Below are 13,586 nucleotides of genomic sequence, written 5' to 3'. Positions count from 1 at the left end.
GAGCGTCGCTCTTGTTTCGGTTACATCCTCGGGGACGTGTGTCCCCCGGGATCACGCCTCGGCGGAAGCCTCGGCAGGGGCCTCGTCAAGGTCCTCGCCGTGGGCCTCGGCGTTCACAGCGTCCGGGTCCGCGGCATTCTGCGACTTACCCGGGTTCGCCTTCGCCTCGGCCTTGCGGGCCTCCTGCGCCTGGCGGGCCTCGGCCATCGCCTCGGTCTTCTTCTTGTGCGGACCGAGAACCATGATCATGTTGCGGCCGTCCTGCTTCGGGTTCGACTCGACGAAACCGAGGTCCTGGACGTCCTCCGCGAGGCGCTGCAGCAGCCGGTAGCCCAGCTCGGGCCGGGACTGCTCGCGACCACGGAACATGATCGTGATCTTGACCTTGTCGCCCTGCTTGAGGAACCGAACGACGTGACCCTTCTTGGTGTCATAGTCGTGCGGGTCGATCTTCGGCCGGAGCTTCATCTCCTTGATGACCGTGTGCGCCTGGTTCTTGCGCGCCTCACGGGCCTTCATGGCCGACTCGTACTTGAACTTCCCGTAGTCCATGAGCTTGCACACGGGCGGACGGGCGTTCGCCGCTACCTCAACCAGGTCGAGGTCGTACTCCTGAGCAAGCTCCAGTGCCTTCGCGAGCGGCACGATGCCGACCTGCTCGCCACTGGGACCGACAAGTCGCACCTCGGGAACGCGAATCCGGTCGTTGATGCGGGGCTCGGCGCTGATGGATCCTCCTCGGTAGCACCACACGGCGGTCTGGCGGACAGCCGCGTATGTCTTTTTGTGAGACCTAACCGCGCCGAAGCAGAAAAAATGCCCCGGACGATCACAGGCGGAGCTCCTCGCACTACCGGAGCACCGCCGCGGTGACCGCGGGGCGCACTATCGGGCGGCTCCATCGTCCGTACGGAACGATGGTGGCCGCCTGACCGGATGACCCGCCGTCCCGGGGGACGGTCGGGTGGGAGTTCGGAGCCTCCACTTGTGGGCCGTACACTCCGGTGCTGCTCATTGGGGTGTCCGGCCGGTCGTCACACAAGGTTAGCAGCTACCCGGGGGTGGTGCGAACCGCCGTGGTCCGGGGCCTATCGTGTGGGACATGAGTGACACCCCTCCTGAGTCCACCGAACCGTCCGAGGCTCCCGACTTCGACGCCATGACCCGCGACATCGCCGAGGTCCCCGCCGTCGAGGTGATCGTGACGGTCGCCGTCAACCTGATGAGCGCCGCCGCCGTGAAGCTCGGCCTGACGGAGGAGGGTGACAAGCACAAGGACCTGGACGAGGCCCGCAAGCTGGTGCACGCCCTCGCCGGTCTGCTCGACGCGTCCACGACCGAGATCAGCTCCTTCCACGCGGCGCCGCTGCGCGACGGTCTGAAGTCGCTGCAGCTGGCCTTCCGCGAGGCGTCGATCGTCCCGGACGAGCCGGGCCAGGGTCCGGGCGAGAAGTACACCGGCCCGGTCTACGGCTAGCAGCTCACTCGCGTACGTACAGGGGCTCGCCCGGAGGCGTGACCTCGGCCGGCAGGAGTGCCAGGTCGAGGCCGCGCACCAGGCGGGCCCTCAGCGTTTCGTCGGCGGCCAGCCGCCCGGCGACGGCGCGGGCGGTCTCGGCGGCCGCGGCGGCCGGATCGAGGACGAGGGCGAGGGTGCCGTCGGCCTGGCCGGGGCCGAGGTGGGCGCGCAGCACGGCCGGCTCCGCCGCCACCGCCGTGCGCACGGCGTCGAGCACCGCCGGGTCGGCGAGCGGGTCGGTGCTGGTGCGGCCCTCGGCGAGCGCGAGCAGCGCGGGGCCGGTCAGCTCGAACGGCACGGGCCCGGCCAGGTCGAGCACGACCGTGTCGGCCTTCTCGTGCGCGGCGGCCTGCAGCGCCTGGTGCAGGGGTACGGCGACGGGGCGGGCCGCCGGGTCCCAGCGGGCCAGGGAGCCGGTGGAGGTGAAGGCGGGCAGCGCGGTCCGGTCACCGGCCTTCAGGGTCGGCACGGCCATGTCGGAGGTCTTCTCGCGGCGCAGACCGTTCTCGTCCTCCTCGACCTCGCCCAGCACGGCCACCACCGGTACGAGCAGCCGGGCGCCCTTGAGTGCGGCCAGGACGGGCCCGACGGACGTGCGGTCCTCGGCCCAGGCGGCGAGCGCGGCACTCAGCCGGGGGTCGGCGGAGCCGTCGTCGTCGGAGAAGCCGGGGTCGGGAATGTTCTTGTTCGCCACGGTCCCGACCCTACGCGGTGGGGCCGGGGCGGCGTTCACAGGGCGTCGTGCTCCTCGCGCCGGCCGCGCCCGTGGTACTGCTCGCGCCGCCCCCGCCACAGGACGACGGCCGCGACCAGCAGCACTCCGCCGGCGCCGCCCGCGAGCGGGGCCGCCCAGTCGCTGGTGTCGTCGTCGTCGCGGGCGGTCTCCGGTCCGTCGCCGAAGTACTTCTCGCCGTAGGCCGCCGAGCGCAGGCCCTGCGGCGCGAGACGGGCGGCCGCCTTGATCGCGGCGGCCGGGTCGATGAACCCGAAACCGCGGGAGTCGTCGTGGCCGCCGACGGGCGCGTTGCGGGCGGTCTGCTCCAGCAGCTGCTTGATCTGCGCCGGGGTGAGGCCCGGGTGGGCGGCCTTGATCAGGGCGACGCAGCCGGAGACGAACGCGGAGGCCGCGGAGGTGCCCCAGCCCTGGTAGTAGCGGTGGTCGGGGTCGGCGATGACGATGTCGACGCCGGGGGCGCTGACGGTGGCGTACCAGCGGCGGGTGGAGAAGGAGGCGCGGGTGCCGAAGCGGTCGACGGCGGTGGCGGCGATGACGCCGGGATAGGCCGCCGGGTAGGAGATGTGGTCGCCCTTCTCGCCGCCGTTGCCGGCCGAGGCGACGACGACGGCGCCCTTCTTCAGTGCGTACTGGACGGCCTCGTCCTCACCGGCCTCGGGGTGCGCGGAGGCGGAGTCGTCGCCGAGGGAGAGGTTGATGACGTCGGCGCCGTGGTCGGCGGCCCAGCGGATGCCGTCGGCGAGGGCGTTGCCGCGGGTGCGGCGGGCCCGGTCGCGGTCGGGGTCGCTGTCCTCCAGGATCACGCGGACGGGCAGGATCCGTGCCTTCGGCGCGATGCCCATGACGCCGTCGGCGCCGCCCGGGCCGTGGCCGTGCCCCGCGATGATCGAGGCCATCGCCGTACCGTGCCGGGCCCAGGGCCGCTGGCCCTCCCTCGCGCCGAAGCCGACGAGGTCGGCGCCGGTCAGGACGTTGCCGGCGAGGTCGGGGTGATCGGCCTCGACGCCGGTGTCCAGGACGGCGACGGTGACGCCCTCGCCGCGGGTGGTGCGCCAGATCTGCTGGGCGTGCAGGGCGTCCAGGGCCCACTGCTGGCCCCGTATGCCGTCCGCGTGCGCGGGGGCGGCGGGCAGCAGCGCGAGGGAGCCGGCGAGCAGACAGGCCAGCAGCCCCGTGCGGCCCGCGCGCGCAACGGTGGTGGGGGGGCTCATGACGACGTCTCCGTGGGCGAGTTCGCGCTGCGGCGCAGGTTCTTCTCGATGCGGCCGGCCAGGCCCTCCGCCTCGTTGCCGAGGCCGGCCTGGACGGGGGCGGTGGTGGCGCCGGACGTGGTGGCCGGGGCGGGCTGCGGGGCGTCCACGGTGCGGCCGTCGGCCCAGCCGGAGACGGCGTAGACGACGAGGGGGGCGTCGGTGAGCACGGTGATCGTCCAGGCGGCGCGCTGCCGGTCGCCGAAGCGGGCGGCCGGGGTGCCTGCGGTGGCGTAGGGGCGGGGCATCAGATCGGGGCGGGTGCCGAGGCCCTCGGTGCGGAAGCGGGTGCTCAGCGCCCGCATGCCGGCCGGGTCGGCCTTGGTGAACAGCAGGCCGACGGTGGTGACGTAGCTCTGGGTGGCGTCGGTGTACGTGGCGCGCAGCAGGCGGGCGCAGCCGACGGGGGCGAGGGCCTTGCGCAGCAGCGGGTCGAAGGCGTCGGCGCAGCCGCCGTCGGGGGCGACGGCGATCCGGGTCCAGGTGCGGTCGGCGCCGCCGGGACCGGCGCCCGGGCCGGACACGGCGGGCGGGAAGAGCTGGTCGACGGGCACGTTGTGCCACAGGCCGGCGGCCGCGGTGAACGTGCCGGCTTTCCCGGAGTCGTCGGAGTCGCCGGTCAGCCACGCCCCGGTGACGGCCCCGCCGATGAGCCCGAGGCCGAGGACGAGACATACGGCGGCCGCGACGGTGTGGCGCCGCATCCGCGCGGGTCCGGTGGCGGACCGGTCGTCGAAGAACTCGGGCTGCCCGAACGACACCCGCGGCCGCGCCGGTCCGCCCGTGGTCCAGGACAGCGCGGGGTCGGGCGACGGGGTGGCAGCGGCGGGGTCCTGGCGGCGGCCGGGTGTGCCGGAGGAGGGGAGGCCGGGTGTGCCCGACAGGGGGCGGCCGGGCGTACCGCTGGGCAGGGCCGGTTCGGACGAACCGCCGCCGGGTGCTCGGAAGGCGGCGGAGGTGTCCGGGGCGCCGGCCGGGCCGGGGACACGTGGGCTGCGGCCCGGGGTCGGCGGGGAGGAGGGGTCGGGTCCGGGGCGGTCGGCTCCGGGGCGGTCTCCGCGGTACGCCGCCGACGCGCCGCCGTCACCGAGGCCGGCCCCCGCCGCCCGCGCGTACGGTCGGGGCGGGAGCCCGGCGGAGCCGACGGCCGGACCGGCACTGACGGAGGCGGCACGCGCCGACGAACCGGAATCCCCCGCCAGGTCGTCGGCGGCGGGGATGGGACGCAGCTGTGCGGTCGTCTCGGCCGGGGACTCCGCCGGCAGGGACCCGCCCGTGCGCAGGCCGGCTATGCCCCGGCCGATCGTCGGCGGGGCGTCGGGGAAGCGGGCGGACGCGGGGGGCGGCGGCGGGTCGTCCGGGAAACGGGCCGACGCGGGCGGCGGCGGAGCGTCCCGGTCGGCGTCGGCGGGCGTACCGGGCCGCAGCAGCGGAAAGCGCGGCGGGGTCCCTGCGGGACGGGCGGAGCGAGGGCCGGCGGGACCGGAAGCGGAACCGGAAGCAGGACTCGAAGCTGAAGGGGAGGCGGAATCCGTCGTGGGGGCCGTTCCGCCGGCTGTCGGGCGGTCCGGCCGGGGTCGGGCGCCGTGGCGTGCCTCCGTGCTCATGCACCCCCCGTTTCCTCGGCCCCGGACCATCGCTTCGCCTGCGCTGCGCGTCACTCTACGGGTTGGAACCGGCCGGACGGGAACCAGTCCGGGGAGCCCGGGGCATCTGCCCGGAACGTCCCCCTACCCTGCGGTAATCCGGTCTGGCAGGCTGCCGTCATGACTGCGCGCGCCGCCGACCGGGCCCGTTACGACCGGGCCACCGCCCATCTCGACGCCCCCGTGGCGATCGTGGACCTGGAGGCCTTCGACGCCAACGCGGACGATCTGGTCCGCCGTGCGGGGGGCAAGCCGATCCGGGTCGCGAGCAAGTCCGTGCGCTGCCGGGCGCTGCTGGAACGGGTCCTGGCCAAGGACGGTTTCCGCGGCGTGATGTCGTTCACGCTCGCCGAGTCCCTGTGGCTCGCGCGCTCCGGCTTCGAGGACGTCCTGCTCGCCTACCCGTCCGCCGACCGCGCCCGTTTCGCCGAGCTCGCCGCCGATCCCAAGCTGGCCGCCGCGGTGACCGTGATGGTCGACGACGTGGCGCAGCTCGACCTGATCGACGCCGCACGCGGTGACGGGCGGGAAGTGGTGCGTGTCTGCCTGGAGTTGGACACCTCGCTTCGGCTCCTCGGCGGCCGGGTCCGGGTCGGCGCCCTGCGCTCCCCGCTGCACTCCCCCGCCCAGGTGGCCGAGCTGGCGCGCGCGGTGACCCGCCGGCCGGGCTTCAAGGTCGTCGGGCTCATGGCGTACGAGGGCCACATCGCCGGGGTCGGCGACGCGGTCGCGGGACGGCCGCTGCGCTCACGGGCGATCCGGCTGATGCAGGCCGCCGCCCGCCGGGAACTGGCCGAGCGGCGCGCCGCGGTGGTGCGCGCGCTACGGGCCCTGGTGCCGGACCTGGAGTACGTCAACGGCGGCGGCACCGGCAGCGTGCAGCACACGGCCGCCGAGGACGCCGTCACGGAGATCGCGGCCGGGTCGGGGCTGTACGTGCCACGGCTGTTCGACAACTACACGTCGTTCAGCGGCCGTCCGGCCGCCCTGTTCGCGCAGCCGGTGGTGCGCCGGCCGGGCGTGGGCGTGGTGACCGTGCTGGGCGGCGGCTACCCGGCCTCCGGCGCGGCCGGGCCGGACCGGCTGCCGGTGCCGTATCTGCCCGAGGGGCTGCGGTACGACCCGCAGGAGGGGCCCGGCGAGGTGCAGACGCCGCTGCTCGGCTCTCCGGCCGACGACCTGCTGATCGGCGACAAGGTGTGGTTCCGGCACGCCAAGGCCGGCGAGATGTGCGAGCGGTTCGACGTGCTGCACCTGGTCGAGGGCGACCGCGTCACCGCGACCGTGCCGACGTACCGGGGCGAGGGTCAGACGTTCCTGTGACGGCTCGGCGGCTCACAGGGTGGGGCCGATGCTGCTGCCCACGCCGCCGCCGGTGGCCGCGTCACCGACGGGCCGGATGCCCCGGGTGATGCGGTCCATGTCGGCGAGCGGCGGCCCGTCCTGGCCGGCGTCGAAGACGTAGCGCACGACGACGGGTGCCTCGGTGCCCGTGCTGGAGGGGAAGACGAGGGACTGGACGTAGCCGCCGGGGCCCTTGGCGGTGGTGACGTGCCAGCGCACGTAGTACCCGGCGCGGCCCGCCACGGCCACCGTGCCCTGGGCCACGATCTGATGGCCGGTCATCCCGCCGAACGGACGCCGGTTCAGGGTGTCCTCGTCGAAGGCCAGCCCGGCCGCCTCGCTGATGTCCGCCTTCGCCAGCGCCTCGGGGGAGGTCTGGCCGGTGGAGGTCGCGGTGTGGGTGGTGACCAGGCCGTGGCGGCACATCCCGGGATCGCCGGGGCAGTCGTAGGTGCCGTCCGTGGTCATGACGACGGAGTCGTCGGCGACGAACTCGGGCCGCACCCAGCCGTCGGGCATGGTCAGGGTGATGCCGTTGAGCTGGTCGACGACGACGGACGGGTCACCGGTGGGCGAGGCGGAGGACGGCTCGGGGGTGGACGGCTCGTCCGTCGCCGTGGAGAGGGTCGGGGCGGGCCGGGGGCTCGTCCCGGCGGTCGGGTCGCCGCCGTCGCCCTGACTCAGCAGGAGCGCACCGGTGGCGATCGCCGCGACCAGCACCGTCCCGGCGACGGTGAGGGCGACGGTCTTGGCGCGCCCCGGGGAGGCCGCTCGCTGCACAACCGTCGCGGGCTGCTGCGGGAACGTCACCGGTGACGCCGGGAACGCCTGCGGCTGCGCCGCGACCGGCTGGTGCAGCGGCACGGTCGGGGGCGCCGGGGCCGGGCGGGAACGCCGGTGCTCGGTCCAGGCCGTGCCGTCCCACCAGCGCTCCAGATGCTCGGCCGTCGGGTCCGGGTACCAGCCGGGCGGGGGCGTCATGCTCATCCCGGCACTGTAGGGCCCGGCCTGCTGGTCAGTACACGGTGTCCCGCTGGTCGGGCACCACCGATCCGTCGTCGCGCAGCACCGGTCCCGCCGTGCCGTCGGGTGCGGTGTACGCGGTCGTCGCGCACGGGTAGGCGGCGCCGCGGCGGGGCAGCGGCTCGAGGAACATCGGGTTGACCAGCCAGTGCCCGTCGGCGTCGTCGTAGGCCCTGCACATCAGTTCGGGCTTGTTGCGGTTGATCACGAGGTGCGCGGCGGTCGCGTCGGACACGAACGTGACGTCCGTGTCGGCGTCGCCGGCGGCGATCGCGGGGCGCTGCGGCCAGGGCAGGCGCTGCCAGGCGGCGGGGCCGTGGACGCCGTAGATCTCCTGGTTGACGAAGCAGCGTTTGCCGTCGATGTACGGGATCACCGCGCCGCGGGTCGCCGGGACGCCGCCGCATCCCTCGGTCCGGGGGGTGATGCGGCCGTGGCGGTCGAGGACGGAGCGGATGGCGAGGGTGTGCGCGGCGTCGACGCCCACGCCGCGGGACCAGACCTCGGTGATCGGTTCGGAGCCCGCCGAGACGATGTAGACGTCGAAACCGGCCCGCCGCAGGGTGCGGATCAGATCGCGCTGCTGGTCGTAGTAGCGGACGGAGGCGGGCAGGGTGTGGGTGCCGGTGCGGCGGGTGGCGCCGATGGGGGCGGCGAGGGCCTCGCGGCGGGCGGCGTCGGCGTAGGAGGCGAGGTCGGCCGGGGTGCGGCCGGTGAACAGCTGCGGCACCCAGGCGTACTGCGGCACGGTGCGCCGGTGGTTCCAGCGGCCGGCGAAGGCCGGGGCCCCGCTCATGGTGGTGCCCCTCTCGCGGATCTGGAGGATCTCGTCGGCGCAGGGGGCGTCGGCCGAGGTCGGCAGCGGCGTGCCGGGCTCGCCGGGGCCGCAGGCGCGGGTCAGGGCGCGCTCGGCGGCGTCGGTGAGCCAGGCGCTGGTGTCCGTCCAGCGGGCCGGGCGCAGCAGCCGGTCGTGGCGCAGCGCCCAGGCGAGGGTGGCGTCGGTGACGTCGTTCTTGACGACGGTGTTGTCCCAGTCGAACACGGCGACCGGGCGGGGACGGCCGGGCCGGCCGGCGCAGGTGCCGCGTGCGTCGATCGCCTGCTGGAGGTGGGCGCGGTTGTCGCCGTACCAGGTGGTGGTGAGGCGGGGGCAGGCGGCGCGGCCGTCCGGAGGGGCGGCGGGACGGGCGGCCGGCGCTGCCGTCAGGACGGCGGCCGCGGCCAGGGTCCACGCGAGGAGCTGTCGCATACGCCCGGACCGTACCGTTCCTCCCTTACAGGGGTGTGACGTACGCGCCGGAGATTCCGCCGTCCACGAGGAAGTCGGTGGCGTTGACGAAGGAGGAGTCGTCGCTGGCGAGGAAGGCGACCGCGGCGGCGATCTCCTCGGCCTCGGCGAACCGGCCGACCGGGATGTGCACCAGGCGGCGCGCGGCCCGCTCGGGGTCCTTGGCGAACAGCTCCTGCAGCAGCGGGGTGTTGACCGGCCCCGGACACAGCGCGTTGACGCGGATGCCCTCCCGGGCGAACTGGACACCGAGTTCGCGGGACATCGCGAGCACGCCGCCCTTGGAGGCCGTGTAGCTGATCTGCGAGGTCGCCGCACCCATCCGGGCCACGAAGGACGCGGTGTTGATGATGGAGCCCTTGCCCTGGCGGCGCATGTACGGCAGGGCGGCCTTGCAGCACAGGTAGACGGAGGTGAGGTTGACCTCCTGGACGCGCTTCCAGGCCTCCAGACCGGTCTCCAGGATGGAGTCGTCGTCGGGCGGTGAGATGCCCGCGTTGTTGAAGGCGACATCGACGCTGCCGTAGGTGTCGTAGGCGGCCCGGAACAGCGCCTCGACCTGCTCGGGGTCGGTGACGTCGACCTTCACGAACAGCCCGCCGGTCTCCTCGGCGGCCGCCTTGCCCCGGGCCTCGTCGAGGTCGCCGCACACCACGTGCGCGCCCTCGGCGGCGAGACGGCGGGCAGAGGCGAGGCCGATGCCGCTGCCGGCTCCGGTGACGACGGCGGTACGGCCGACCAGGCGGCGGCACACGATCTCTTCGGTCACTGTGCTGGGCCCTCCGTGCTGATGAAGACGTTCTTGGTCTCGGTGAAGGCGGCCAGCGCGTCCGGGCCGAGCTCACGCCCGACCCCGGACTGCTTGAACCCGCCGAAGGGGGTCCAATAACGGACGCTGGAGTGGGAGTTGACGGACAGGTTGCCCGCGCGTACGGCCTGGGAGACGCGCAGGGCGCGGCCGACGTCCCGGGTCCAGATCGAGCCGGACAGGCCGTAGTCGGTGGCGTTGGCGAGCGCGACGGCCTCCCGTTCGTCGTCGAAGGGCAGGACGACGGCGACGGGGCCGAAGACCTCCTCGACGGCCACGCGCGCGTGCGGGTCCACGCCGGTCAGGACGGTCGGCGGGAACCAGTAGCCGGGACCTTCGGGGGCCTTGCCGCGGATGCCCTCGGCGTCGCCCGGGACGTAGGAGCGGACCCGGTCGAGCTGGGTGGCGGAGATGAGCGGGCCCATCTGCGTGGACTCGTCGGCCGGGTCGCCCACGACGACGGACTCGACGGCGGGCGCGAGCAGGGAGAGGAAACGGTCGTACACGGATCGCTGGACGAGGATGCGGGTGCGCGCGCAGCAGTCCTGGCCGCTGTTGTCGAGGAAGGACATGGGGGCGGCCGCCGCGGCCTGTTCGAGGTCGGCGTCGGCGAAGACGATGTTGGGGCTCTTGCCGCCGAGTTCCAGGGTGATCCGCTTGAGCCGGTCGGCACCCTTGGCCCACACCTGTTTCCCCACGGCCGTCGACCCGGTGAACACGATCTTCGCGACACCGGGATGCTCGACGAGCGCGGTGCCCGTGACCGGCCCGTGCCCCGGCAGCACCTGGAAGAGTCCCTCGGGCAGCCCGGCGGCCAGGGCGAGCTCGGCCAGCCGCAGAGCGGTGAGCGGGGTGGTCTCGGCGGGCTTGAGGATCACGGCGTTGCCCGCGGCGAGGGCGGGTGCGGTGCCCCAGGCGGCGATGGGCATGGGGAAGTTCCACGGAGCGATGACGCCGACGACGCCGAGCGGCTCCAGGAGCGTCACGTCGAGCCCGCCCGGCACCGGGATCTGCCGTCCCGTCAGCCGCTCCACTCCCCCGGCCGCGTAGTCGAGCAGGTCGCGCACGTTGCCCGCCTCCCAGCGGGCGTTGCCGATGGTGTGCCCGGCCTCGCGGACCTCCAGCAGGGCCAGTTCCTCCAGGTGTTCGTCGACGGCCCGGGCGAAGCGGCGCAGCAGCCGGGCGCGGTCCCCGGGCGGGAAAGCGGCCCACTTCGTCTGCGCCCGTACGGCGCGTAAGACGGCGGCGTCCACGTCGGCTGCGGTCGCGGCCGGGACGGTGGCGACGACCTCCTCCGTGGCGGGGTTGAGGACCTCGAGGACGTGCGGGTCGGACGGGTGGCTCACGACGGGCCTCACATGCGTTCGAAGGAGCGGCGCAGCTCCCAGTCGGTGACGGCGGCGTCGAAGGCGTCCAGCTCGACGCGGGCCATGGTGCGGTAGTGCGCGACCACCTCGTCGCCGAAGGCGGCCTTGGCCAGGGGGCTGTTCTCCCACAGCTCGGCGGCCTCGCGGAGGGTGGCCGGGACGTGCGCGAAGTCGGCGGCGTAGGCGTTGCCGGGGCAGGGCTCCGGCAGCTCCAGCTTCTGCTCGATGCCGTGCAGGCCGGCCGCGATCATCCCGGCCACCGCGAGGTGCGGATTGACGTCCCCGCCGGGCAGGCGGTTCTCGAAGCGCAGGGAGCGGCCGTGGCCGACGACGCGCAGGGCGCAGGTGCGGTTGTCGTGGCCCCAGGCGACGGCGGTGGGGGCGAAGGAGCCCGGCTGGAACCGCTTGTAGGAGTTGATGTTCGGCGCGTACAGCAGTGAGAACTCGCGCAGCGCGGCGAGCTGCCCGGCCAGGAAGTGCCGCATGACGTCGGACATCCCGCCGCCGTCGGCGGCCATGACGCTGCGGCCGTCGGCGTCGGCGAGGGAGAGATGGATGTGGCAGGAGTTGCCCTCGCGCTCGTTGTACTTGGCCATGAAAGTGAGCGAGACGCCCTCCTGGGCGGCGATCTCCTTGGCCCCGGTCTTGTAGATCGCGTGCTGGTCGCAGGTGGTCAGGGCCTCGGCGTAGCGGAAGGCGATCTCGTGCTGGCCGGGGTTGCACTCGCCCTTGGCGGACTCGACGGTCAGCCCGGCGCCGGCCATCTCGTTGCGGATACGGCGCAGCAGGGGTTCGACGCGTCCGGTGCCGAGGATCGAGTAGTCGACGTTGTATTGGTTGACGGGCGTGAGGGCGCGGTAGCCGGAGTCCCAGGCCTGCTCGTAGGTGTCGCGGAAGACGATGAACTCCAGCTCGGTGCCGACCTGCGCGGTGTAGCCCAGCGCGGCGAGCCGTTCGAGCTGGCGGCGCAGGATCTGCCGGGGCGCCGCGGCGACGGGCGAGCCGTCCTCCCAGGCGAGGTCGGCGATCAGCAGGGCGCTGCCGGGATGCCAGGGGACGCGGCGCAGGGTCCGAAGGTCGGGGCGCATGGCGAAGTCGCCGTAGCCCCGGTCCCAGGAGGACATGGCGTATCCCTCGACGGTGTTCATGTCGGTGTCGACGGCGAGGAGGTAGTTGCAGCCCTCGGTGCCGTGGTGGAGGACCTCGTCGAGGAAGAAGCGGGCGGCGAACCGCTTGCCCTGGAGCCTTCCCTGCATGTCGGGGAAGGCGAGGACGACGGTGTCGATCTCACCGCTCGCGACGAGGGCGTGCAGCTCCTCGACGCTCAGCGGGGGTGTGCGGTCTGCCACGGGAGAGCCTCCTCGGGCTGCTGCGGCGTTCTCGTCCGGCACCGGAAGCCATAAGGTATTGCTGTTGACCTTTGCTTGGGAAGGGGACGCGGCGAGATGGCGCGAACGGAGGGGGACAGCGGGCCGGCCGAGGCGGCGGACCGGCTCACGCCACTGCTGCGGCCGGTGCGGGCGGGCAACGGCTTCGAGGAGGCGCTGGAGCAGATCCTCCAGGTGGTCCGGCTCGGGCTGGTGCCGGCGGGCGGGCGGCTGCCCGCCGAGCGGGAGCTGGCGGAGCGGCTCGGGATCAGCCGGGTGACGCTGCGCGAGGTGCTGAAGGTCCTCCAGGACCAGGGGCTGGTGGAGGCCCGGCGCGGCCGCTACGGCGGAACGTTTGTGCTGCCGCGCCCGCAGATGGCGGACGCCGGCGGCGAGGACGAGCTGCGCCGCCGGATCGCCGAGGTCGACATCGAGGACGTGCTGCGGTTCCGGGAGGTGCTGGAGGTGGGCGCGGCGGGCCTGTGCGCGCAGCACGGCCTGACGCCGGACCGGGCGGAGCGGCTGCGCGAGGCGCTGGCGGCCACGCAGGACGCGCCGCTGGGGGACTACCGCCGCCGCGACACCCTGCTCCACCTCACGCTGGCCGAGCTGAGCGGCTCGGCCACGCTCACGACGCAGTACGCGGCGGTACGGGCCACGGTGAACGACCTGCTGGACTGCATCCCGCTGCTGGTGCGCAACCTGGAACACTCCCAGCGCCAGCACACGGCGCTGGTCGAAGCGGTCCTGGACGGCGACGCGGACGGCGCCCGCGAAATGATGCGCGAACACTGCGCGGGCACGGCGGCGCTACTGCGGGGCTTCTTGGCGTAAGAACGCGACCGAGGCAGGCACGATGGCCTGCGGCGGGGGCGGGTCGCCTCCGGCGGGGCGCGGATCGCCTCCGGCGGGCGCAGATCGCCTCCGGCGGGCGCAGATCGCCTCCGGCGGGCGCAGATCGCCTCCGGCGGGCGCAGATCGCCTCCGGCGGGCGCGGATCGCCTGCGGCGGGCGCGGATCGCCTGCGGCGGGCGCGGGTCGCCTGCGGCGGGCGCGGGTCGCCTGCGGCGGGGGGCGCAAAGATGCCGGGGCGCCTCCGGTGAGGTGTGGGCAAAGGTTCGGGCGCGGGCCATTGCGGGACCCCTGGGGCGCGGTGGCGAAGCCCCAGCGGAGTGCAGGGGCGGGAAAAACGAGGGGCGCAGCCCGCGCCGGACCAAGGGGCTCCACCCCTGACGCGG

Annotated in this window: 12 protein-coding genes; 3 read left to right on the top strand and 9 right to left on the bottom strand. The window is 74.2% G+C overall.

The genetic code is table 11. The annotated features are described in order from the left end of the window. Window positions 1–51: 51 nt before the first annotated feature. Window positions 52–753 (bottom strand): translation initiation factor IF-3, encoded by a 702-nt coding sequence (infC, locus tag ACZ67Q_RS21350; RefSeq protein WP_471184363.1) that lies wholly within the window; start codon window positions 751–753, stop codon window positions 52–54. Window positions 754–1,102: 349 nt separating this feature from the next. Here infC and ACZ67Q_RS21345 point away from each other — a divergent pair, with 349 nt between their 5' ends. Then, window positions 1,103–1,477, top strand: coding sequence for a DUF1844 domain-containing protein (locus tag ACZ67Q_RS21345; protein WP_361625369.1), 375 nt, complete (start codon window positions 1,103–1,105; stop codon window positions 1,475–1,477). A 4-nt stretch (window positions 1,478–1,481) separates the two neighbouring features. On the opposite strand, the gene ACZ67Q_RS21340 is transcribed toward ACZ67Q_RS21345, so the two are convergent. Genes ACZ67Q_RS21340 through ACZ67Q_RS21330 form a run of 3 tightly spaced genes read right to left on the bottom strand, consistent with a single transcriptional unit; the run spans window position 1,482 to window position 5,112 of the window. Continuing rightward, window positions 1,482–2,213 carry an SseB family protein gene (locus ACZ67Q_RS21340; RefSeq protein ID WP_471184360.1) on the bottom strand — a complete coding sequence of 244 codons (732 nt, stop codon included), beginning with the start codon at window positions 2,211–2,213 and terminating at the stop codon, window positions 1,482–1,484. Window positions 2,214–2,248: 35 nt separating this feature from the next. Next, entirely contained in the window at window positions 2,249–3,466 is a 1,218-nt protein-coding gene (mycP, locus tag ACZ67Q_RS21335) for a type VII secretion-associated serine protease mycosin (protein ID WP_471184357.1), read from the bottom strand. Then, complete coding sequence (locus tag ACZ67Q_RS21330) at window positions 3,463–5,112, bottom strand: hypothetical protein (RefSeq protein WP_471184355.1); 1,650 nt, start codon at window positions 5,110–5,112, stop codon at window positions 3,463–3,465. The genes mycP and ACZ67Q_RS21330 overlap by 4 nt, the downstream gene beginning before the upstream one ends. Before the next feature lie 159 nt (window positions 5,113–5,271). On the opposite strand from ACZ67Q_RS21330, the gene ACZ67Q_RS21325 reads away from it, so the two are divergent. Further along, the gene (locus ACZ67Q_RS21325) at window positions 5,272–6,474 is read left to right on the top strand and encodes an amino acid deaminase/aldolase (protein WP_471184352.1); all 1,203 of its coding nucleotides are present in this window, start codon (window positions 5,272–5,274) and stop codon (window positions 6,472–6,474) included. Between the two features lie 12 nt (window positions 6,475–6,486). On the opposite strand, the gene ACZ67Q_RS21320 is transcribed toward ACZ67Q_RS21325, so the two are convergent. Genes ACZ67Q_RS21320 through ACZ67Q_RS21300 form a run of 5 tightly spaced genes read right to left on the bottom strand, consistent with a single transcriptional unit; the run spans window position 6,487 to window position 12,330 of the window. Next, the gene (locus tag ACZ67Q_RS21320) at window positions 6,487–7,482 is read right to left on the bottom strand and encodes a DUF2510 domain-containing protein (RefSeq protein ID WP_471184349.1); all 996 of its coding nucleotides are present in this window, start codon (window positions 7,480–7,482) and stop codon (window positions 6,487–6,489) included. Window positions 7,483–7,510: 28 nt separating this feature from the next. Then, the gene (locus ACZ67Q_RS21315; protein ID WP_471184346.1) at window positions 7,511–8,767 is read right to left on the bottom strand and encodes an HAD family hydrolase; all 1,257 of its coding nucleotides are present in this window, start codon (window positions 8,765–8,767) and stop codon (window positions 7,511–7,513) included. Between the two features lie 25 nt (window positions 8,768–8,792). Continuing rightward, on the bottom strand, window positions 8,793–9,575 hold the full coding sequence (locus ACZ67Q_RS21310; RefSeq protein WP_471184344.1) for a 3-oxoacyl-ACP reductase: 783 nt from the start codon (window positions 9,573–9,575) through the stop codon (window positions 8,793–8,795). Continuing rightward, the gene (locus ACZ67Q_RS21305; RefSeq protein ID WP_471184341.1) at window positions 9,572–10,960 is read right to left on the bottom strand and encodes an aldehyde dehydrogenase family protein; all 1,389 of its coding nucleotides are present in this window, start codon (window positions 10,958–10,960) and stop codon (window positions 9,572–9,574) included. The genes ACZ67Q_RS21310 and ACZ67Q_RS21305 overlap by 4 nt, the downstream gene beginning before the upstream one ends. Before the next feature lie 8 nt (window positions 10,961–10,968). Continuing rightward, a complete protein-coding gene (locus tag ACZ67Q_RS21300) occupies window positions 10,969–12,330 on the bottom strand; it encodes a glutamine synthetase family protein (protein WP_471184338.1) in 1,362 nt (453 codons plus the stop codon). Window positions 12,331–12,426: 96 nt separating this feature from the next. Between ACZ67Q_RS21300 and ACZ67Q_RS21295 the strand changes: the two genes are divergently transcribed. Further along, window positions 12,427–13,182: a FadR/GntR family transcriptional regulator gene (locus tag ACZ67Q_RS21295; RefSeq protein ID WP_471184336.1), complete on the top strand. Its 756-nt coding sequence runs from the start codon at window positions 12,427–12,429 to the stop codon at window positions 13,180–13,182. The last annotated feature ends 404 nt before the right edge of the window (window positions 13,183–13,586 follow it).

This window comes from Streptomyces sp. NPDC036813 (assembly GCF_055609245.1).
Note: the sequence above shows the minus strand (reverse complement) of the source record. Positions and strands in the feature narration are given on the sequence as shown.